Origin of the sequence: Kolteria novifilia (assembly GCA_007748055.1) — a bacterium.
Lineage (GTDB): Bacteria > Planctomycetota > Planctomycetia > Kolteriales > Kolteriaceae > Kolteria > Kolteria novifilia.
Map to the genome: position 1 here is coordinate 7,092,322 of CP036279.1, position 21,198 is coordinate 7,113,519.

Here is a 21,198-nt window from a genome sequence, read left to right on the forward strand (position 1 = left end):
CTTTGCTTCGCGAATCAGAAGTCGACCGGAATCTACTACGAGTCTTCTCGCTCAATCGTGAGCATGAGCGACTGAAGCATCAGATGGGCGGAAGCCGCTCCCGGATCGATGTGCCCTCGACTTCTCTCTCCAAGATAGCTCGCCCGGCCTCGTCGCGCGAGCATTGGACCAGTGGCATCGCGTGCCTCGGCGGCTACGCCGACCGCCCGCTCGACCGCTTCCGCGAGTGATGTCCCTTCCTTGGTCGCTGCCATCCAGGCGTCGCGAGCGGGAACAAGGACATCCACCATCGTCTTGTCACCCAATTCGGCGCGCCCCCGCTGAGCGACTCCATCGACTCCCTGCGAGAACATCTCCGCGGCTTCCGCGTCGATTAGCGACTCACCAGATCCCGCCGCGGCGGCGGCCCGCACGAAGAACGTCCCATAGAGAGGCCCAGACGCCCCGCCGACCGTGGCGATCAGCGTCATCCCAACCTCTTGGAGCAGTTTACCAATCCCTCCCTGCCGCCAATCATCCAAGCGCTCCAATACCTTGCGAAAACCGCGATCGAGATTGGTTCCGTGGTCGGCATCACCAATCGCGGTGTCGAGCTGCGTCAGGTATTCCTTCTGGTCGGCGATCGCTCCGGCAAACGCCCGAATCCACGCCTCGACCTGATCCCTACACAACACGCGTCACCCGTCGTCTCTCGAAAGATCGTTCGCTCACCATCCCTACCCCCATTGCAGGGCGGCGGTCCTGACCGGAGCATCCCAAAGTCCAAGCATCTCCTCGTCGAGCTTGACCAAGGTGATGAGCACGCCTCGCATGTCGAGCGACGTGACCAAGTTGCCGACGAGATTGCGCTCGATCCGAATCCCCGCCCCCACGCAGTGCTCAGCGAGCGCCCGGTAGACGATATAGAGTTCCGCCAACGGCGTCGCTCCCATCCCGCTGACCAGTGCCAAGACCCTATCGCCCTCGCCGATCGCCTGGTCGGTCTCCTCGACCTCGACGCGCGACTCGCTGCCGTCGTCCCAGGCGTGAGACTTGCGGGTATAGTCTTGATCGGCGAGCAGACTCTCGACGAGTCGCGAGACCATCTCATCGGACGACACCGCCGAGACCCGCTCGACGCCCGGCTCGCCGTGAATGCCAATGCCGAACTCAACCTCCTTCTCGGAGAGAGCGAACATCGGGCGTCCAGTCGCCGGCGGCGAACAGGAGGAAAGGGCCAAGCCGATCGAACGTCCGTGAAGATTCACGCGACGCCCCAGCGCCCCGATGTTCGGCAGATCGTAGCCCGCCTCGGCCGCGGAGCCGCAGATCTTTTCGATCGCGACCGTCGTGCCCGTTCCCCGACGCCCCTGCGTGTAGGTACTGTCTTTCACCGCGACATCGTCGTCGACGACCACCGTTTGCACGCGAAGCCCCTCGGCTCGCACCAAGTCGGCCGCCATCTCGAAGTTCATGATGTCGCCGCTGTAGTTCTTGACGATGAAGAGGATGCCGTTGCCACCATCGATCGCTTTGGCGGCCTCGACGATCTGATCGGGGGTCGGGGAGGTGAAGATCTCTCCCGGGCAGGCGGCGTCCAGCATCCCTCGACCCACGAACCCCGCGTGAAGCGGCTCGTGGCCACTTCCGCCTCCGGAAAGAATGCCGACCTTGCCAGAGACGGGACTGTCGACCCGGTGAACGTAGAGGGGATCCTGATGGACGCGGAGCACCTTCCCGTGGGCGGCCGCCAGTCCTTCCAGGCTCTCCTTCACGAAGGTGTCGGGATCGTTGAGAAACCTGTTCATCGGCCGGCACTCCGCCACTTCGATGGCAACCACGTCGGACGAGCCCTCGGCAAGCCGCCGTCGCCCTCCAGCCGTTGGTTGTACCAGACGACGTCGTCGATGGCGAATCCCATCCGAAGCGATGGACGCGCGTTGCGTGCGTCGAGGGCTTGGCACGATCGCGCGACCCGGTGGCCGTCCACGCAAGGAGCCGGCGCGGAACGTCGTCCGCGCCGGCTCCCGTGCGATCGTTGTCAATGGCCGTGGACAAGGACTCCCCTGAGTCCGTGACGGCTCGCTAGCCTTCTTCTTCGTCGTCGGAGAAGAAGCTGTCGATCATGCCCTCTTCCGTCGCCGGCACCAAGGGGAGCGGCAAACCAACCCAGTTGCCGGTCAAGCCCTGGTCGCCCACCAGGCCGAAGACGAGGTTCACGTCCGTGTCCGAGGCGATCGAGAATGTCGCCGTCGAGCTGCGATGAACGCTCCGCTGATCGAGCCCGCTCTCATCCCCGCTGTAGTTGCCATTGAGTTGCTGATCCCCAGTGGTACCGAAGACGAACGGATCGGGGTTGAAGAACGCGAAAACATCGGAGTCGCCCGCCGGCAGCGACGCGATGTCGACGTCCGCCATGTCGAGCGTGCCCTGCGCGCCGAAGCCGATCTGGTCCGCGACGAAGGAGTCGTTGAAGTTCCCCACGGCGGGAGGATCGGTCGGGTTCGTCGGCGACGACGGGTTTCCGAAGACGATGTTGCGGACGATCCCGAGTGCGACCTCGCCGGTCTGCCCCGGAGCGATCTCCGCCAGGTTGATCGTCGCGAAGTTCGAGTCGGCGTTGCGGTAGAGACCGAGGTCGTCGTCGCCGTCACCGTCCCAGTCACCCGCGAACGGAACTTCGTCGCCGTTGCCAATGACCGGCGTGGTCACGAACGCGAGCGGATCGAACAAGTCGATCGAGATCGGGCTCGTGTTGATGATGAAGAAGCCGGGATCGTTCGGTCCGTTGTCGCGATAGACCGCCACGTTGATCATCCCATCGCCGGTGAAGTCGCCAACGAAGCCCTGATCGCCCACGACACCGAAACCGATCGTGAAGAACTCGTTCGCGTCAAAGTCGAAGACGTTGCTGGTGTTGAAGACGAACTCGGCGGCCGAGGGACGATAGACCCCGATGCCGTCGACCGGCACCGGCGGGGTGATCGCGACAACTTCCAGATCGACGGTGGTATCGGTCGTGGTGACTTGGAACGTGACCCCGTCAACGGTGATCTGACCCGACTCGTCGAGATTGCCGAAGTTGCCGGTGAGAATCGCGGCGGTCAAAATCGTGAAGCTGTCGCCGATTTCCGCCACGTAGCTCGGACCGAGGTCGATGATTAGCTCCGAGCCGGTGATGTCGGCCTCCGCCGAGACGGAGACGGTGTCGAATTCACCCTCGCCCGTGCCGGCAATGTCCTGTCCGTAGAAGCTCAGCGGGCTCATGGACAAGTCGCCCATGATGGCCAAACTGCCGATGGAGAAGTCGAAGATCGGTTCCGGCACCACGGAGGTGGCGAGAATCGCACCGCCCTCGGCGATGCTCACGCCCGCCGCCCCCACATCGTAGGTGCCATCACCGGCGATCGCAGCGCCAGTGCCCACCGCGATCCCATCGGGAGCCTCGACGGTGCCACCCTCAAAGACCAGAAGAATCGGAAGTCCATCCTTCGAGGAAACCGTGACCGGTTGGTCGGTCGTGACATCCAAGCTGGTGGCGCCCGTGCCAAACGACACCGCGGCATCGAGCACGTCGATCGTGAGGCCCTTGAACTCGCCCCCCTTGTCGGCAGCGAGGATCAACGGACCCTGCCCACCCAGGGACAACAGTCCCGTCGTCTCGACCGAAACCTTTCCGGCAACCTCGCCAAAGAAGGTGAGGGAGTTGGTGTCAACGACGTTGACGACTGAATCGACATCGGTCTGGACGACTTCGAGAGCGGTGAGTTGGTTGCCACCATTGTCGAGCAAGACATCCTCGCCCGCTTCGACCGACGTGAGGCCGAAGACCGTCAACGGGCTATCGGTCGCGTCGACGGACTTCTCGCCAACGAGTGTCAGGTCCTCAATGACCAATTTGTTGTCGGCGTCGAAGGAGAGGTCGCCCAACGAGCGGAGCGAGACATTGGACGCCTGCGAGGCGAGGAAGACGGTCTCGCCATTGAAGTCGTTCTCGGCATTGTCGAGAACGATGTCCCCGGCGCCGGTGGACGAGGAGAGAATGACTCTTGTCGGAAAGAGCGGATCGAACGGGCCGGTCGAACCCGGCTCGATCGTCAACTTGCCCATCTGGGAAATGCTTGTTCCGCTGAGGTCGATGAAGGATCCAAAGAACGGGCTGTCGACATCGATTTCCCCAAGCACCAAGTCGCCCTCGTCGATGATCTGAACGGCTCCAATCGCCAATGTCACCTTGCTGTAAGCATTGACCGGACCGACAAAGTCGCCCTCGGCGAAAATGAGCCCAAGAAGGTTGGCGCCGGTGGTCAGCGTCGTCTCGCCACCGACGAAGGTCGGCGAGTTCTCTCCAATGCGAATGTCGCTGAGCAGCTGCGCCCCGAGGAGAGTCGCCGTCAGGTCCCCGCTGATCTTCCCGTCAACGACGATGTCCGACTCGATCACGCCGCCGTTGCTAGCGACCGCGACGTCATCGGCGTTGACGATGACGAACTTGTTGCCACGGAAGTCGTTCTCTTCCACGTCGAGGAGCAAGTCCCCGTCCATCCCCAGATCGACCGTGATGGTGCCGCCGAAGTCCATCGTCCCGCCGGCCTGCTGGGTCACGCTCACCCCGTCGGCGACGATGTTGAGTTCATCATCGTCGAAGATGAACTCGCCGTCGTTGGTGATCTTGTTGCCGTTGGTGAAGTCGATCGAGAGCGAGGAATCGAAACCGACCGCCGCAGCGCCGAAGTTGAACGAGTTGTTGCCCAAGCCAATGATGTTGACCTTGGTAACGTCCGTGTCGTTGTTGGCGAAGTTGAGCGTCTGCTGCCCCTTGCCGACGACGATCGGAGGCATGTCCTCGCCGCTCCAAAGCGTCCCCGAAAGCGTCAACTGCGCTCCGTCGGCGGCTTGCTGAATGCCGGTCGCGGTCAACGAGACGGACTCATCCTGAAAGAGCGTCACGTTGAGCGTCGAGCCGTTGAGGGAAAAGTTCGCCGGCACGATGCGGTCGTTGAGTGCCTCGAACTGAGCATCACGCGACTCCGGCGCATCGAGCCGGAGACAAGGAAGAGAAGCATTCGCGAAGAACTTCCGCAACGAGGACAACGGACCAGCCGCGCGGCTGGCGAGAAGGCTTAACGCCATGTCTTGTTTCTCCATGGGCGCTTACTCAGCGAGTAAGGCCGCAACTACGTTCCCAATCATCGGCGAAGCAGTCCGTCGCTCCCAATCCGCCAGCATCCACTCCGCGCTTAGGGTAAAGGAGTGACACCATTGGATGCTCAAGGAGTGAGAAGCCCGGAAAGCCTGCGCCATTCCCGTCTGCGCGGGAACTCAAATGTCGGCACATCCATGCTCGCTACCACATCCGTGGCCGGAGTACCGACACAACCCATTCGTGCCCCACCTAACTCCAACGATGAAGAGTCGCTCTCGGCGGGTCAAGTCGATAGTTCCGTTTCCGAGAAAAGAGCGGACCTGGACAGATGGGCGGCATGGGTAATAAGGGATATTTCTTTCGCGACGCGGAAGGGCAAAAAGAAGAGCCGACAGGAAAGACTCCCTGCCGGCTCTCGATGTCGTCCGTTCCACTCAACCAGGGCTGAGGCGAACGGTCATGTGGTCGTTGGCTGGAGCGTGAAAGGCCCCAGCCATGGATTCGTCGCAATCGCGGGGCGTTGCCCCCGCGACTTAGACCTCTTCGAAGAAGCTGTCGACCAAGCTCTCGGTGGTCGGAACGACCGGGAGCAGCAGGCCAACAAAGTTGCCGGTCAAGCCTTGATCGCCCACCAGACCGAAGACGATGTTCGGCTGGCTTCCCGAGGAGATCGAGAAGGTCGCCGACTCGCTGCGGTAGAGACCGCGCTGATCGAGCCCATCAACTTCACCGGTGTAGTTACCGTTGAGCTGAGTGTCACCGGTGGTGCCGAAGACCAACGGCGAAGGCTGGAAGAAGGCGCTGATCGAGGAGTTGCCCGCGGGCAGCGTCGCGATGTCGACGTCCGCCATGTCGAGGGTACCCTGAGCACCAAAGCCGATCTGATCGGCCGCGTAGGCGGCGTTGAAGTTGCCCACGGCGGGAGGATCGGTCGGGTTGGTCGGCGACGACGGGTTGCCGAAGACGATGTTGCGGGTCAGGCCGAGAGCGACTTCGCCGGTCTGGCCCGGGGCGATCTCCGGCAGGTTGATCGTCACGTAGGTGGCGTCGGCGTTCCGGTAGAGACCGAGATCGTCGTCACCATCGCCGTCCCAATCGCCCGCGAACGGAACCTCGTCACCGTTGCCGATGAACGGCGTGGTGATGAAGGCAGACGAATCGAAGGCGTTGATCGGGCTGGTGTTGATGATGAAGAAGCCAGGCTCGGTGTCGCTGACGTCGCGGTAGACCGCCACGTTGACGATGCCGTCACCGGTGAAGTCACCGATGAAGCCCTGATCACCAACGATACCGAAACCGATCGTGAAGAACGCGTTCGGATCGAAGTTGAAGACGTCACTGGTGTTGAAGACGAACTCGGCGGCCGAAGGACGATAGAGGCCGATGCCGTCCGCCTGAACCGTCGGACCAACGGCGACGACTTCGAGGGTGACGTCCGTCGCGGTGGTGGTCACCATGTAGGTGACACCATCGACGGTGAGCTGGTCCATGTCGTCGAGGTTGCCGAAGGTGCCGGTGACAACGTCGGCGGTCAGGATGACGAAGCTATCGCCAACCGTGGCGGTGTAGCCCTCGGTCGCGATCGCAAGCGTGGCGTCGGTGATGTCGGCAGTCCCATCAACGGCGATGGTGTCGAACTCGCCGGGATCGGTGCCGGTGATCTCCTGGCCGAAGATACCGCCCGCCGAGAAGTTCAAGTCACCGGTGATGTCGAGGCTGCCGGGGGTGATCAGGCCGAAAGGTGACACGTTGGCCGCCGCGACGAGACCCATCGGTTGGACGTCGACGCCAGCGGCACCGACCTCGAACTTGCCGTCGCCGGCGAGGACCGAACCGGCACCCACCTTGACGCCGTCCAGGATCTCGACTTCGCCGGTGTCACCGACGAAGAGAATACCCTGCGAGTTCGGCGAGTTGATCGAGATCGGAGAGTTGACGGTCGCATCGAACGTCGACATGCCCGTTCCGAGATCGACCGCGAAGTCTTCGACGGAGATCGTCCCAGAGGTGAAGACCGAGTCCTTGCCGCCGGTCAAGGTCAGCGGAGCGATCTTGCCAAGGGTGAGGATGTTCGTCGAAATAACCTCGAGCTCACCGGCGATGGAACCCCAGAAAGTCACGGTGTTCTTGTCGAAGACCTTGACTTCAGCTTCGTCGGCATCGTCGCCCGACTGAATGACCTTGACGTTGTTGAGATCGTTGTCAGCATTGTCGATCAGGACATCTTCACCGGCGGTGACGGAAGTCAGTCCGAGCACCGTCAGCTTCGAGTCGTTCGCATCAACGTCCATCTCGGCGGTGAGCGACAGATCGGTGATGATCAGGTTGGCATCGCTATCGAAGAGCAAAGATTCCATGGTCGCCAAGGAGACGCTGTTGGCCTGGGAATCAAGAAGCACGGGGCCGAACTTATTGCTTGCGTTCGCGAGGACGATGTCGCCTGCGCCCGTCGAGGAACTCACCGCAGTCTTTCCCATCCCTTCGCCGACGTTGATCGAACCTCCAGGCGTCTGGGAAATGCTGGTGGCGTTGAGAACGAGAAGCGGCTCCACCAACTCGGCTTCGATGTCGATCTCGTCGATCAAGAGGCTCGTATTGCCCGTCGTCGTGATCAATACGTCACCGGCCAATGTCGTTCCGCCATGGAAAACGCTGACCGCACCGGTAAACGCACCTTCGGCCTCGATCGAGCCAAAGACGGTCATGGCCTTGCTGGACAAGAGAGTGGTGCCACCAACACTGATGCCGGTGGACCGACCAACGAGTAGCTCATCCGCGACGGCGTCGCCTTCGATGAACACCTCAAGATCGCCGACGACTTTTCCATCAATGGAAACGGCAGCGTCGAGGGTATCTTCCTTGGAGACGATGGTGACGTCGTTCGCTTGAGTAATGGCGATCGGACTATTGGCGAATTCGTTCTCTTCCGAATCCAACAGCAAATCACCGGTGGCTCCAAGATCGAACGTCGCGGCATCCGCCAACGTCAGGACACCATCAGGACCTTGAGTCACGTCGACACCCGTCGCGGTAATCTTCAGCGTATCGCCGGCACCGCCGAACGCGAAATCACCGGTGTTGACGATCGAGTTGCCGTTGGTCAGCGTGATGCTGAGCGCTTCGTTGAAGACAGTGTCGGTTTCGTCAATGTTAACCGTGTTGTTACCCAGGCCGTTAATCTTCACGGTCGTAAAGACGGCGCCGTCCTGGTTGTCAAAGCCCAGATCGACTTGTCCCTGACCGACGGCGACTCCGGGGTCGTCCGTACCAGACCAAAGCGTCCCGTCCAGCGTCAGAACACCACCGTCGGCGGAGTCTCCAACCCCAATCGTAGAAAGCGTGACCGACTCATTCGCTTCCAAAGTGACGTTGAGGATCGCGCCGTTGACCGAGAAGTTGGCGGGCACGATCCGATCGTTGAGGGCCTCGACTTCGGCCATGGCGCGGCCGAAGGAGTTACTGGCAACTTCGCTCTTACGCGTGACGTCGCCGAAGAATTTCTTGAGTGAGGACAAAGGTCCAGCCGCCCGACTGGCAAGCAAGCTCAAAGGCATGTCTTGATGCTCCGTAAGGGTACATTCACCGACTGTGAAACTCGAAAACGAATGCTGAAACTGTTCGGCGGAAGAAGTCCCACCGATGCCGCGAAGTTGAATGACTGCTTAGAGTCGTCTGCGAAAATCATTTGCCGCGAAGCAACTCCCCAACTTCCTCCAGGGTCCTTCACCGGAGAAAGCCATCCCGACCCGTAGCGACGACCAGGCCGCACCACCTGGTTTCCACCGCTACCGAGGGAGAAAAGATGTCCGGCCGGATGGTTCCCCGCCCAACATCTACTTCTGGCACCAGCTTAAGTAGGTCGGCTGGGTAGTCAAGCGGGGAGTGAACAATTTGCGGATAAAAACAAAAAGAAGGGCGATACCAACTTACGCCGGCATCGCCCCATCGCGTCATTGTTTCAGCCAAGCACGATCCGCACTGGCTTTCGACTGCCACTCTAGTGACAGCTATTTCACGTCGCCTCCGTCAGCGAGGAAGCCGGCCCGAGCCAACTTGCGAAGGACTTCGTCGACCGCGTTGGGAATGATCTCGGCGACCTTCGGATCGTCCGGACGCAACGGAACCCCCTCCTGGGCGAGGCTCAGTTTCCGGCCTTTGACCGCGTCGACCATGATCTTCGACAGGGCCTCTTTGTCCTTGCTGCCGTCGAGTTCCTTCAGCAACAGGACGAAGAAATCGTTGAGGCTGTGCGTTTCGTGAAGGGCGTTGACGATCCGCTTGCTGCGGGCCGCCTGGAAGCGAACCATCGGCGGAGCGACGGGGCGCTCGGCGACTTCCGTCGTGAAGGTGGGCGGAATCGTCCGGGCCACCAACGCGTCGGAGGTGTAGAGCTTCAAAAGGCTCGCGAGAACCTGCTCGGCGACCTTGGTATTGGGCGTGACGCCAACCGCCGAGAGAGCGTCCCCGGTCGGCTCGTAGTTGGGCCAGCGTTCGCCGAGATGACGCAGCAGGCGAATCAGGGTCGCGTCGCCGCAAGTCAGCTTGCGTCCGCCCGGCAGGTTGAAGTCGACCTTGGTCTCGAGGGCCGCGTCGCTGGCGTCGGTCGCGGGCTGGCCACCGAAGGCGATGCAGAACTCGTTGAGCAAACCCGCATTCAAGTGGCGATGAACCTTCTGCGACTCGTGGCAGAGAAGCGTCTGACGGAACGTTCGGTTGCGAACAAAGTCCATGTACTGCTCGATGCGGATCTCGTCGTTGGAAACGCGCCGCAGCGTCAGCTCGACCTTCTCGGGCATGTTGTTGACGAGCATGCTCGAGACCGAGGCCTCCGAGAGGTACTTGAGCTTCTCGCCCTGGGCCCGTTCGATGAACTGGTAGAAGTAGATCGGGTCGTTGACTTCCTCCAGGTGCTCGTGGAACTGGTAGGAGTCGGCGGTCCGCTTGAGGAGTTTCAGCTCGTTCTGCAGCATCATGCCGTAGGCGTTGCCCTCGGCGGAGACGGTCTGGGAGAGGAAGTCGATCAAGCCGCGAGCCTCGCGAACCTTCTGGAGCGGTTCGGCGAACTCTTGGGCGTGGTAACGCATCATGTCGCGGATCATGCCCCGCATATGCCAGCCGGGGTAGGTATTGTAGCTGATGTAGGCGACGCCATCGGGCCGAAGATTGTCGTGACAAATCTTCATGATGTGGTCTTGGACCTCGCGGGGGACCCACGAGTAGACGCCATGGCAGAGGATGTAGTCGAAGGTGCCGAAGCTTTCGTCGACGTCGGTGATGCTGCCGTGGTGGAACTTGAGTCGCTCGCCGAGACCGAGTTCCTTGGTCGCGGCCTCGGCATCGTCGATGTGGGTCTTGGAGAGGTCGATGCCGACGTACTCGCTCTCGGGGAAGCGGCACGCCATCGGGATGAGGTTCCAACCCGAGCCGCAGCCCAGTTCGAGGACGCGGCACTTGTCGGCGGGGGCCGGTTTCAGTCCGAAGAACTGAGCCACGACGCCGATCGAGGAGGGCTGTGTCGCGGGATAGGATCCAATCTCGTAGGGGATCTCGTCGTAGGTGCTCTTCTTCTCTTCGCTCATCGCGCTCTCCCAGACCCGACCAACTTCGCGTTGGCGTTGTGATGTTGTTTGCCGTGCGACGGACCACCCCACCCCGGAAAGTCGACTCGTCGCCGAGCCGCTCTCGGGCCACCTCCGCCAAGTTCGATCTCGGAACGAACAGGGCCATGTCGCGAGTTGGGTTCCAGCGAGTTTCCACGTGGGATCGAGGAGGTCGCGACACCGAACGAGATTTGTCCGTTGTTTGAACAATCTATCAGACAGCTAAGTTCGGACAAGCGAGCGAAGGGCGATGGGTGGGTGCCGGAAGCTGCGTGGGGCGCTGGGCAGCCTCGCGTGGTGTCCATCGGAAAGAGAGAATTCGGGCAGGAGAAGGGCTAGGCTGACGGGACCTTGGAGCCCATGTGAAGCCCCCTTCTCCCCCTTAGACAAGGGGGAGCGAATTTGTTTGGTGGGTGGCCTAGATTGCTCGTCAATCTGGGTTCGCGCAGCGAACAGGAAACCTCAAGCAAGGGGTGAGATCGACCGTCAGATGGCCGCATCGTCGAAGGCCTCTTGTGGCCGCGGCGAAGAGGGAAAGCCCCCCCTTCTCCCCCTTGGACAAGGGGGAGCGAAGTTGGACACGGGCGAACGTCATGACGTTCTCTTGGCGACCGAGAGTCGCGTTGGACGAGCGAGCGCTCGCGGCGCGCCGGCCGGAAAGCCGTCCCTGGCTCCAGATGGCCGGTCGCGCCGCGAATCTCGCGCGATCGACTCACCAGCCGCGGCGACGCGGACCGCAGGGGCGGCGGTGGTGATGATGGTGATACCCGCGATCGTACTTGCGGACGTAGCGATAGGGAGTCCCAGGGTAGTAGCGGCGTGGAGCGACACGATAGCCGCCTCCGTAGACCGGCCCCCCGTAGTAAGTCGGTGCCGACTGGTACGCGACCCCTCCGCCCGGCCATCCGACATAGACACCGACTTGCGCCTGCGCTTGCCTGGGGAACGCCGACCACGCCCCAACCATGACGACCGCCGCCAGGGCTCCGACCCACCAACCTCGCCGGTTCTTGATCATCTCGCACCTCCTAAACGTTGCTTGCTCCGGCATCGTGTCCGAAGCACCCTTTGATCGACGATGCTTCAAACGCAACGGTCGTGCCGAGGCCGAAAACGGGGGAGATTTGGTCGAAAATCGTTCAAGATCGGATGCTGGGCGCCAGAAAATTGGTGAACGGCGCCAGACCTCTGGCCGCGCGGCCGTCAATTTGGGGTTCCGGGCGGGGAGCGCATTGGTCGATTCACGAAGAACGCCCCCATCAGCCGATATGCTCTGCGTCGCCCTTGGCCCCATGCTGGAGCGGGAACGACCGAGGGCTGGGCCGCGCCGGGGCACTCCCCATCGCGGCCGAGGTAGCTTGACAGGAGGGACTCTTCTTCATGGATCACGAACCCATTAGCCCCGAGGACTTTAGCGACGACACGCTGGATCTCGAGCCGGTCGACGCCGCCGAGGCCGATCGCGTCATCGCGGTGCTGACCGAACTCGCCGAGGAGATTGAGGGAACCGTGTTGCGTCGCCTTCTCGATGCGACGTGTTGCGACATCGCCGACTTGGTCCCCGAAGAGGATGAAGCGGACGGCGCCGAAGCTCAAGCGGCCTAGAAGACGCCCCTCGGCCGACATGATCGAGGTCATGACTCCCCTGACAACCAGCGGCCCGTGACACCGGAGTTCAACGCTCCGCCACGGCATGCGTACGATCCCCTTCTCGGGTGAGGCGCGGACCCCTGCGTCTCACCCTCCTTTCGTTCCCCACGCCCGTCGCCCGCCTCAAGCAATCGCTTCCCGAGCGTTGATGGCCACCCGATGCTCTCTATAACGGCGCGCATCGCGTCCACCATTCGTCGAATTCTCACCAGGCCACTCGCCATCAAACCACGGGGGGACTCATGACGACCGAAACGACTGTCGTCGCACTTCGAGACATGGCCACCAAGCTGCGGATCCACTCGATTGAATCAACCACGGCAGCGGGATCGGGCCATCCGACCTCCTGTTGCTCCATCGCGGAGATCATGTCGGTCCTCTTTTTCGACACCATGCGCTACCACGTGCAGGATCCCCGGAACCCGAACAACGACCGGCTGATTCTCTCGAAGGGGCACGCGGCACCGATCCTCTACGCGGCGTGGGCGGAAGCAGGTCTCTTCCCGACGGACGACTTGCTTAGGCTTCGGCAACTCGATTGCGATCTCGAGGGACATCCGACGCCGCGACTAAGCTTTGTCGACGTCGCGACCGGCTCGCTCGGACAAGGTCTCTCCGTCGGAGTCGGGATGGCGCTGTCGAGCAAGTACCTCGATCACAGCGACAATCGTGTCTATGTCGTCCTGGGGGATGGCGAGTCGGCGGAAGGTTCCGTCTGGGAGGCACTCTCCCTGGCGGGGCACTATCGACTCGACAACCTCTGCGCGATCTTCGACATCAATCGACTCGGCCAGAGCGAGGCAACGATGTTCGGTCATGACCTCGCGGTGTATCGCCAGCGAATCGAAGCGTTCGGCTGGAACGCCATCGTCATCGATGGCCACGACATCACCGCGCTGCGCAGCGCGTTCACGTTGGCGGCCTCGACGATGGGAGCCCCCACCGCATTGATCTGCCAGACCTACAAAGGCCATGGCATTCCAGGCATTGAGGATGAAGACAACTGGCACGGCAAGGCGCTCGGCGACAAGACCGAGGATGCAATCAGCCATCTGAAGTCCCAGCTCTCGGGTTCCGGCCAGCCCTCTCCCAGAACGCCGCTCGACGCGCTATCGAGTCCGGGCCCGGTCAACATCGCCATCCCAACCCCCGACTACACGAAGGGGGAAGAGGTCGCCACCCGCGCCGCCTACGGTTCGGGGATCAAAAAGCTCGGCGCCGCCGACGAACGGGTGGTCGCGATCGACGGCGACACGAAGAACTCGACCTACGCCCAGAAGTTTCATGACACCAACCCGGAGCGATTCTTCGAGTGCTACATCGCCGAGCAAAACCTCGTCGGTGTCGGCGTTGGTCTCGCGTGTCGCGGCAAGATCCCCTTCGTCTCGACATTCGCGTGCTTCTTGACGAGAGCCTTCGACCAGATTCGCATGGCGGCGATCTCGCAATCGACGGTCAACTTCGTCGGTTCGCACGCGGGCGTTTCGATCGGCGAGGACGGCCCATCACAGATGGCGCTCGAGGACTTGGCGATGTTCCGCACCATCCCCAACTGCGTCGTCTTCTATCCCTCCGATGCTGTCTCCGGGGAACGCGCGTTGGAACTCGCCGCCAACTACGCCGAGGGGATGACGTTCACCCGTACCAGTCGGCCCGCGACGCCGGTGGTGTACGACAACAACGAGCCCTTCCGCATCGGGCAAGCCAAGATCCTTCGCTCGAGCCCCAAGGACGTGGCGACGCTCGTCGGAGCCGGGGTCACGCTCGCCGAGACGCTCAAGGCGGCCGAACGCCTCGAGAAGAATGGACTTCCGGTACGCGTGATCGATCCGTTCACGATCAAACCGATCGATGCGAAGACACTCATCACGGCGGCGAAGGAGACTGGCGGCGTGATCATCACGGTCGAGGACCACTATCCGCAAGGAGGGCTCGGCGAAGCGGTCGCCTCGGCGGTCGCCGCGGAGAAGAATGTGCGTGTCTTTCGCCTTGCCGTGGGCGAGATCCCTCGAAGTGGCGAGTCGGCTGAACTCCTGCATCGCTATGGCATCGATGCCGATGCGATTGTCGCGAAAGTCGAGGAGGTCACTGCGTCGAAGGGGTAGCGTCCGAGGAGACCGTCTCAATGTCTTCACGCAAGCGTGAGTCCAATCGGCACGTCCACGCAAGCGTGAGCATGGCACCCAAGAGAAGTCGAAGGTGTGCCGAAATCGGGGCTATTCGGCGGGCCTAGCTCAGCAGGGGTGCCGTCGTTCCCGACAGCAGGCTTAAGTACTGCAAGCCCTCGTCGATGAACCCGCAAATGCCCTTGGTGGGCACCGTCACGCGTGCGTGGAAGAAGATGAGCCGATGATCCATGCCCTCGAGGTGGAGATCATGGCTGTCGACGATACGATCGAGGAGCTGCTCGGTGAAGATCGAACGAATACGGGAGGCATCATTGCCGACGAGTCGATAGCGTGCCGAGAAACCGGGCCGTTCCTTGAAGTTGATGTCGGTCAGGGTCACGAGCCCCTTGAGTTTGTCGAAGGGGCTATTCGCCGGGCGCAGCATGAACGCGGGCAATTCGACCTCGTTCGACTCGGCCATGAAAACGGTTTGGACGACGCTCTCGTTTCCCTCTCGAAAATGAAAGTCGAAGACCCGGATGTGGATGCCGCGCCAATTCCCGTCGATGAGGTTTCGCACCTGTTCGAAGCGGCCGTGAAATCGCAGGTGCGACATGTCGACCCCTTCGAGGACGAAGTGAGCCGGATGCATCGCGAACTCGAATCCCATTCGACGCGCGAAGCGATGGAGTTCTTGGGTACGCTGTTGGGAAAGGCTCAAATTGATGAGCGTGAAGACGGCAAAGCATCCCGCCGCGACAAGCGCCATGATCCAAAACGATTGATCGAAAGCCACCGAATCTCTCCTCCTCCAGAGGCCAGCCGCGATTGACGACGTGACCTCTTCTCAAGGCGCTGATCTGGGTATCGCCCCGTCTGATGTCGCCGCGGCATGACCAAGCATCCCGAGCGTAAAGTCCACGCTGGGATAGGAAGACAGCATCGTCGGCCGTAGGGGCAACGGGATGCCATCGGCGCGTGAATAGATTCCGTCGCTGTGGCGCCCGGCGATCGAGGTGGTGAACGCGATCGACGCCCGCTCGCTCCAGGACGAGCGCTGATGGTCGATCGTGACGATCGGAATGCCACGAAGATGGTCGCGTGCCGCATCCGATAGGTCGTCCACCGCGTCGGCTCCGATCAGAAGCGCCGCGTCGACAAGTCCGCGTTCCAAGAGCCCCTGAGCGCCCCACTCCTTGCCGACATGGCGTGGGTACTTTCTGGTGAAGCTGACGGCGCTGGAGTAGCCTGTTTGCCAGCAAAAGGCATGTTCCACGCCAACGAGGTTCCCCTTCGCCCCCATCGGCAGGAGCACGAAACACGCTGTTTCGTTGAGTTCCATCACCAGCTTGGACAATTGTTCGACGGCGCGCGCGGATGCCGCGGCGAGGCGGCCCCCATGGAAGATCGCCCCGAACTGGCAGTCGCGTATCATCCCGGCAAGCCGATCGAGTGACTCCAACGGGATCCCGGATGGCGCCGACCGACCCGATCGGCCCCGCACAAGCGCGCGGAGCGTCCAGAGCGCGGCGATGCTTGCTTCGCGCGGGATGCGAATGAACTCGTCGGCAGCCGCCACGGAGGCGCTCTCGGCATCGTCGATGACGACCACTCGCCGCTTGTGGTTCTCGTCGTCCGCGAGTCGAAGGGGCGCCCCGGACGTGAACCGTTCCGGATGACGAGGGTGAGTCGTGTGCGGATCGGCTCCCCAGTAGATCACCAAGTCGGCGCGATCGCGCACCTCGCCGAGCGTCGACGTCACGGTGCCGACACGACGCATCGCGGCGAGCGACCCCGCGAGGTCGCTCGAAACCGGCGTATCGATGATGGCTTGGAATCGGTCCGCGACCGCAAGCGCGCTGCGAACGCTCTGGGAAGTCGCCCAACGCAACCCGTAGACGAGAGGGAGCTTCGCGTCGGCAAGCAAAGCGGCGGCGGCTCGGGCCGCGCTACGGCTATTGACCGACTCGCCTTGCATCGCCGCCAACGGCATCGACGTCGACTGCGACGACTGAAACCACTCCAACCCAACCGGACATGCGTTCTCGACCAGGTCGGGCCCGGACTTGCCCACCGTGACGAGAATGTCATCGCACAGACACGAACAGGCGGCACATGTCGTTGGCGCGGGGCGGGGGGCTTCGTTCAACAGGTCGCTTGACTGATCCATACCGGAACTCGACTCGTCCTCTGGCGACAATCTTCTTCGGCTCTTGGTTATAGCAGATTGTCACCAAGGGATGTGCGCGAAGGCAAGCGGGCCGCCCAAAGCCACGATCGGGCAGCGCGACTTGAAGAGGAGGCGCGCCGGCAACCAAAGTCGAGGTTACCGGTAGCGTGGACCGGCGAAGGGAAGGCAGACCGGATTGAGGGGATAGCGGCGCCCGGCATTGGGATCGTCGTCCTCCCACTCCCAATCGAGCGACAAGTCGATCTCCGAACGGAGGCTCTCGGCTCCGTCGCGCGATCGGTGCAGCGCGACGATCTCCTCGGCGCGGGCGGAGGGACGCACTTCCACCAAATGGACCGAGCGATCCCTGAACTTCTTGAAACTGAAGCGGGTGATCGATTCGACCGTCGTCAGTTCGAGTGTCGGGTCGGACGACATCCGCTCGATGTCCTCGTCGGTCATGACGGTGACGAACGGCCCCCGATCGAGAGCGAAACGAAGCGCCTGCGGAAAGATCGGCTCCGAACGCATCGGGTCAACCAGCGGGATCGGATGTCCCACCTGATGAATGATGCTCGGCTCTCGGTAGAGCCAGAGAGCGATGGGACGGTCGGTCTCGATCGCCCGTAGTCGTTGAGCGATCGCCCAAGCCTCGCCCCCCTTGCCCACGTTGGGCGCGAGCTGGCTCCCACCGACGATGAAGGCAGCGACCATCGTTCCCGCGACGATCACGAAGCCCCGCTTTAGCCGACGCTGCGAAATCAGATAGCCGGCGGGGACGAGCCCTCCGAACGCCAGGAACGAAATCACCACCACGCCCTGAATCATCGTCTCGGGCATGTCGGCGACACGGCTGAGAAAGATCGCGAACCCCAGCCCGGCGATCGATCCACCGATCCCCCCGGCCACCAGCAAGTGCCCCAAGCGTGCCGGAAAAGCGCTCAATCCGGTGCGTCCCGCGAATCGTCCCACCAATGCCGACGCGACGATCAGCGCTAGCGCGGGGTAGGCCGGAAGGTAGTAGTGCACGAGCTTGGTCTTCACGAGTTCGAACATGAGCAGCGGTCCCACCGTCCAGCACGCCAGAAACGCCAGTCGGGGGTCGACGCGGAACTGTTGCCAGTGTCGCTTGATGCTCCACGGAAGCAGAATCGCCCAGGGAAACATCAGCCCGAGAAGCGTCAGGACGTAGAAACCGGGGAAGCCGCGATGACCTTCGAGGACCTTGAACGAACGCCGAACGACGTGATGCCCCAGCGCGAAATGGAGAAAATCTCCATCGGTCCGCTGCTGAACCATCATCACCCAAGGCGCGATGATCGCCACGAAGAGAATCGGCCCCATGAGAAGGTGAAGCCGTCCCAGCCAACGAAACTCCCGTCGCAAGAGGCAAAAGGGGACGAGGGTTAGCCCGACGACGCCGAGCGCCACTGGCCCCTTGGTCAAGACGCCGAGCCCGAGAGCGGCCCAGAACGCGAACGCCGCCAGTAGAGACGGCCCCTGATAGAGTCGCCAAAGAGCCGTCAGGGCGAGCATGATGAAGAAGAGCAGTACCGAATCGACGGTGGCGAGTTTGGCTTCGACAATCGCCATCGGCGAAAGCGCCAACATCCAGCCCGCCAAGACGCCGACGCGACGATCGAACATCGAGCGACCGAGGAAGTAGACCAGCAGAGCGGCGCCCGCGAGGCCACAGCCCGAGAAGAACCGAACCGCGAAGGTGCCGTCTCCGAAGACCTTGATCGCCCCCATCATGAGCCAATAGATGAGGATCGGCTTGTCGGGCCTCAAGTGGCCGTTGAAGGTGGGAACGACCCAATCCCCGCGTTCGAGCATCTCGCGCGCCGCCGTGGCGAATCGCGGTTCATCGCGATCCCAAAGGGGTGTCTCCGCGTTGCCCGCCCACGCGACGGCGAGGGTGACGATCACGAGCACCCCGGGACTCGAGATCAGTCTCCAAACGCGTTTCTTCGTCACCAAGCCCGTGACAATCGACCATGGCCGCGTCAAGCCATCGGACCACGCGCGACTGATCGTCTCCTCCCAGCGACGCAGCCAAGGCATCTTGAGCACCAGGCATCCCATGATCAGTCCGAGCCAAGCTCCCGCGACGACGTCCGACGCGAAGTGGCGAACCGTGATGATGCGATTGAACGCGCAGCCGTAGGCGAGGGCCCAAACGATGGGGCGGGCGGGCGGATAAAACGCGCTGAGTCCGTAGCTCATCGCGAACGCGGTCGCGGTGTGCCCCGAGGGAAAAGACTGGTTGCGTGACGAGCGAAAACCGCGGGCGGGCCCTTCGAGCACCGTTTGTCCGACAGCTTGGAGGGGACGTTGTCGCCCAATGATCATCTTGAGCATGCCACAGCTCAGACCGGTGAGGATCAACATCACGCCAAGAACCAAGGCGCGACCGCGATGCCGTTGGTCAAAGACCAGGATCATCACCAGGGACATCACGATGCCGAGCGCTTGCCCGTACATCGCCATCGAGATAATGAGTTGATGAAGTTCCCCATTGAGGGGTTCGGGGCCGTTGAACCAATTGTTGGCCAGATGAAAAACCGACCCGTCGAGCACCCACGCCAACGCCACCAGGGCGAGAAAACTGGCATGAAGCACCAGCCAAGAGGGATGCCAGCGCCTCCGCGCCGACTGAGGTCGATTCGCCCGTTCCGAGGACTCCGTCGTCAAAGGTGTTTCAAGCGCCGCGTCCACTCAAGACTCCACCCAGCCGCACATGTTCTTTACGCCGACGTTATCGACGTTGTGGGCCCCATAGCATTGGCTAAGGAACGGAAAAAGGGCATTCAGGGTGACGAGTGACCACACTTGGGCAGTGAAGGGAGAAAGACAGCGCAGCCTGGCGAATCCAGGGGGAACGCCAGTCAGAATCTAGGAAGGATAGGAAGTCCTTCCCAATGCTTCAGCAAACGGGCCACCAGGAGCGAGAGCTGGCAACACGCGTCGACTAGGAAATAAGGGCCCGGTAGCGGGCGTAGTGCTCGTCCCATTGCGGGTTCGGTTGTGGCTCGTAGGTCTTCACGTCGGCGTTGCGTCGCACCACCGCACGAATATCCGCGAGCGACCCCAACTCGCCCACCGCCATCGCCTGGACCAGGCAGTTGCCGATCGACGTCGCTTCGACCGGACCGGCCACGACCACTCGACCGGTGCAGTCCGCCGTCATTCGACAGAGGAGTTCGTTTCGGCATCCACCGCCGACGATGTGAATCGTGCTGAATCGTTTGCCCAGAACCTCCTCGAGTTCCTCGACCGTCTGCCGGTAGCAAAGGGCCAAACTCTCGAGGCAACAGCGAACGATGGCGCCTTCGTCGGAGGGAACAGGCTGATCGGATCGACGACAGCAGTCCTGGATCGCTTCCACCATGTTGGTCGGGTTGAAGAGGCTCTCGTTGTTGGGGTCGACGATCGACCCGAAGGCGGGGGCCTCCTCCGCAAGCCGCGTCAGCGTGGCGTAGTCGAGTTCGTTTCCGGCTTCGACAAAGCTCTTTCTCGACTGTTGGACCAACCAGAGCCCCATGATGTTTTTCAGGAAGCGGATCGTGTTGCCAATGCCCCCTTCGTTGGTGAACTTGCACGCGAGCGCCTTGGCGTTGATCACCGGCGAGGGAACTTCCGCCCCCATCAGCGACCAGGTCCCGGAACTGATATAGCACCAGTCGTTGCGCTGCCCCGCCGGGACGGCGACGACGGCGGCCGCCGTGTCGTGTCCGGGACTGGCGATCACCTTGGTCCCGACAACACCGATCTCGTCGACCAGATGCGACGTGACGTCACCAACCACGCTTCCGGTGGGAACGATCTCCGGAAAGATGCCCTCGGGCAATCCGAACTGCTCGATCAGCTTGAGGTCCCAAGTCTTGGACACGGCGTCAAGCAACTGGCTGGTCGACGCAATCGAATACTCGGCCCCCTTGCGCCCAGTCAGGAAGAAACTCAGCAAGTCAGGCATGAACAAAAGCGAGGCAACCCCGGAGAACGGATCGGCGCTCGCCGCGTGATGCTTCATCGCCAGGAGTTGGTAGAGCGTATTAAATTTTAGGAACTGGATCCCGGTCCGCTGGAAGACCTCGTCGCGCGGCATGATCTCGAACGCGGCTTCCATCATGCCGTCGGTCCGGGCGTCGCGATAGCAAACGGGATTGCCGACGAGACTCCCCTCGGCGTTGAGCAGTCCGAAGTCGATCCCCCAGGTATCGATGCCGATGGCCGACGGGGGACCGAATTGGCGAACGGCTTTCGCGATGCCGGTCTTGATCTCGTGCCAGAGCCGGAGCGTATCCCAGTAGACGGTGCCGAGCACGTCGATCTGCAGGTTGGCGAAGCGGTGCGACTCTTCGATTTGGAGCTCTTCGCCGTCAAAGTGCCCAACAATCGTGCGACCACTTTCCGCACCAAGATCGACCGCGAGAAAGTCCTTTGTCGCCATGGTTACCTCAAAGGGAGATCAAACGTCGGCATGCCGCCTTCCCCAGAGCGGGCTCGCCGAGATCGAAGGAACGGGAGGAACGGAAGCGGCCC

Annotated in this window: 12 protein-coding genes; 2 read left to right on the forward strand and 10 right to left on the reverse strand. The window is 62.0% G+C overall.

The window, feature by feature from the left end:
* Positions 1 to 35 precede the first annotated feature (35 nt).
* From dhaL to Pan216_RS26040, 6 genes are all read right to left on the reverse strand, one after another.
* Positions 36 to 674, reverse strand: coding sequence for a dihydroxyacetone kinase subunit DhaL (dhaL, locus tag Pan216_RS26015; protein WP_145262833.1), 639 nt, complete (start codon positions 672 to 674; stop codon positions 36 to 38).
* A gap of 42 nt (positions 675 to 716) precedes the next feature.
* On the reverse strand, positions 717 to 1,787 hold the full coding sequence (dhaK, locus tag Pan216_RS26020; RefSeq protein WP_145262835.1) for a dihydroxyacetone kinase subunit DhaK: 1,071 nt from the start codon (positions 1,785 to 1,787) through the stop codon (positions 717 to 719).
* Between the two features lie 277 nt (positions 1,788 to 2,064).
* Complete coding sequence (locus tag Pan216_RS26025; RefSeq protein WP_145262837.1) at positions 2,065 to 5,112, reverse strand: hypothetical protein; 3,048 nt, start codon at positions 5,110 to 5,112, stop codon at positions 2,065 to 2,067.
* A 546-nt stretch (positions 5,113 to 5,658) separates the two neighbouring features.
* Positions 5,659 to 8,679, reverse strand: a complete 3,021-nt coding sequence (locus Pan216_RS26030; protein WP_145262838.1) for a beta strand repeat-containing protein — start codon at positions 8,677 to 8,679, stop codon at positions 5,659 to 5,661.
* Positions 8,680 to 9,132: 453 nt separating this feature from the next.
* Positions 9,133 to 10,704 carry a class I SAM-dependent methyltransferase gene (locus tag Pan216_RS26035; protein WP_145262840.1) on the reverse strand — a complete coding sequence of 524 codons (1,572 nt, stop codon included), beginning with the start codon at positions 10,702 to 10,704 and terminating at the stop codon, positions 9,133 to 9,135.
* Positions 10,705 to 11,437: 733 nt separating this feature from the next.
* Positions 11,438 to 11,743 carry a hypothetical protein gene (locus Pan216_RS26040; protein WP_145262842.1) on the reverse strand — a complete coding sequence of 102 codons (306 nt, stop codon included), beginning with the start codon at positions 11,741 to 11,743 and terminating at the stop codon, positions 11,438 to 11,440.
* A gap of 362 nt (positions 11,744 to 12,105) precedes the next feature.
* Here Pan216_RS26040 and Pan216_RS26045 point away from each other — a divergent pair, with 362 nt between their 5' ends.
* The gene (locus tag Pan216_RS26045; protein WP_145262843.1) at positions 12,106 to 12,330 is read left to right on the forward strand and encodes a hypothetical protein; all 225 of its coding nucleotides are present in this window, start codon (positions 12,106 to 12,108) and stop codon (positions 12,328 to 12,330) included.
* A 287-nt stretch (positions 12,331 to 12,617) separates the two neighbouring features.
* Positions 12,618 to 14,480, forward strand: a complete 1,863-nt coding sequence (locus tag Pan216_RS26050) for a transketolase (protein ID WP_145262845.1) — start codon at positions 12,618 to 12,620, stop codon at positions 14,478 to 14,480.
* A gap of 124 nt (positions 14,481 to 14,604) precedes the next feature.
* On the opposite strand, the gene Pan216_RS26055 is transcribed toward Pan216_RS26050, so the two are convergent.
* The 4 genes from Pan216_RS26055 to Pan216_RS26070 all read right to left on the reverse strand — a co-directional run bounded on the left by Pan216_RS26055 (position 14,605) and on the right by Pan216_RS26070 (position 21,106).
* Entirely contained in the window at positions 14,605 to 15,279 is a 675-nt protein-coding gene (locus Pan216_RS26055; protein WP_145262847.1) for a hypothetical protein, read from the reverse strand.
* Positions 15,280 to 15,330: 51 nt separating this feature from the next.
* Positions 15,331 to 16,653, reverse strand: a complete 1,323-nt coding sequence (locus Pan216_RS26060) for a hypothetical protein (RefSeq protein WP_145262849.1) — start codon at positions 16,651 to 16,653, stop codon at positions 15,331 to 15,333.
* Between the two features lie 156 nt (positions 16,654 to 16,809).
* The gene (locus Pan216_RS26065) at positions 16,810 to 19,371 is read right to left on the reverse strand and encodes a phosphatase PAP2 family protein (protein WP_145262850.1); all 2,562 of its coding nucleotides are present in this window, start codon (positions 19,369 to 19,371) and stop codon (positions 16,810 to 16,812) included.
* Positions 19,372 to 19,624: 253 nt separating this feature from the next.
* The gene (locus tag Pan216_RS26070; RefSeq protein WP_145262852.1) at positions 19,625 to 21,106 is read right to left on the reverse strand and encodes a rhamnulokinase; all 1,482 of its coding nucleotides are present in this window, start codon (positions 21,104 to 21,106) and stop codon (positions 19,625 to 19,627) included.
* Between the last annotated feature and the right edge of the window lie 92 nt (positions 21,107 to 21,198).

Excerpts from the sequence above, each read along its gene's own strand:
- Pan216_RS26060 (WP_145262849.1), bottom strand. The coding sequence starts at position 16,653 with ATGGATCAGTCAAGCGACCTGTTGAACGAAGCCCCCCGCCCCGCGCCA.
- Pan216_RS26030 (WP_145262838.1), bottom strand. The coding sequence starts at position 8,679 with ATGCCTTTGAGCTTGCTTGCCAGTCGGGCGGCTGGACCTTTGTCCTCA.
- Pan216_RS26035 (WP_145262840.1), bottom strand. The coding sequence starts at position 10,704 with ATGAGCGAAGAGAAGAAGAGCACCTACGACGAGATCCCCTACGAGATT.
- Pan216_RS26070 (WP_145262852.1), bottom strand. The coding sequence starts at position 21,106 with ATGGCGACAAAGGACTTTCTCGCGGTCGATCTTGGTGCGGAAAGTGGT.
- Pan216_RS26025 (WP_145262837.1), bottom strand. The coding sequence starts at position 5,112 with ATGGCGTTAAGCCTTCTCGCCAGCCGCGCGGCTGGTCCGTTGTCCTCG.
- Pan216_RS26040 (WP_145262842.1), bottom strand. The coding sequence starts at position 11,743 with ATGATCAAGAACCGGCGAGGTTGGTGGGTCGGAGCCCTGGCGGCGGTC.
- dhaK (WP_145262835.1), bottom strand. The coding sequence starts at position 1,787 with ATGAACAGGTTTCTCAACGATCCCGACACCTTCGTGAAGGAGAGCCTG.
- Pan216_RS26050 (WP_145262845.1), top strand. The coding sequence starts at position 12,618 with ATGACGACCGAAACGACTGTCGTCGCACTTCGAGACATGGCCACCAAG.
- Pan216_RS26045 (WP_145262843.1), top strand. The coding sequence starts at position 12,106 with ATGGATCACGAACCCATTAGCCCCGAGGACTTTAGCGACGACACGCTG.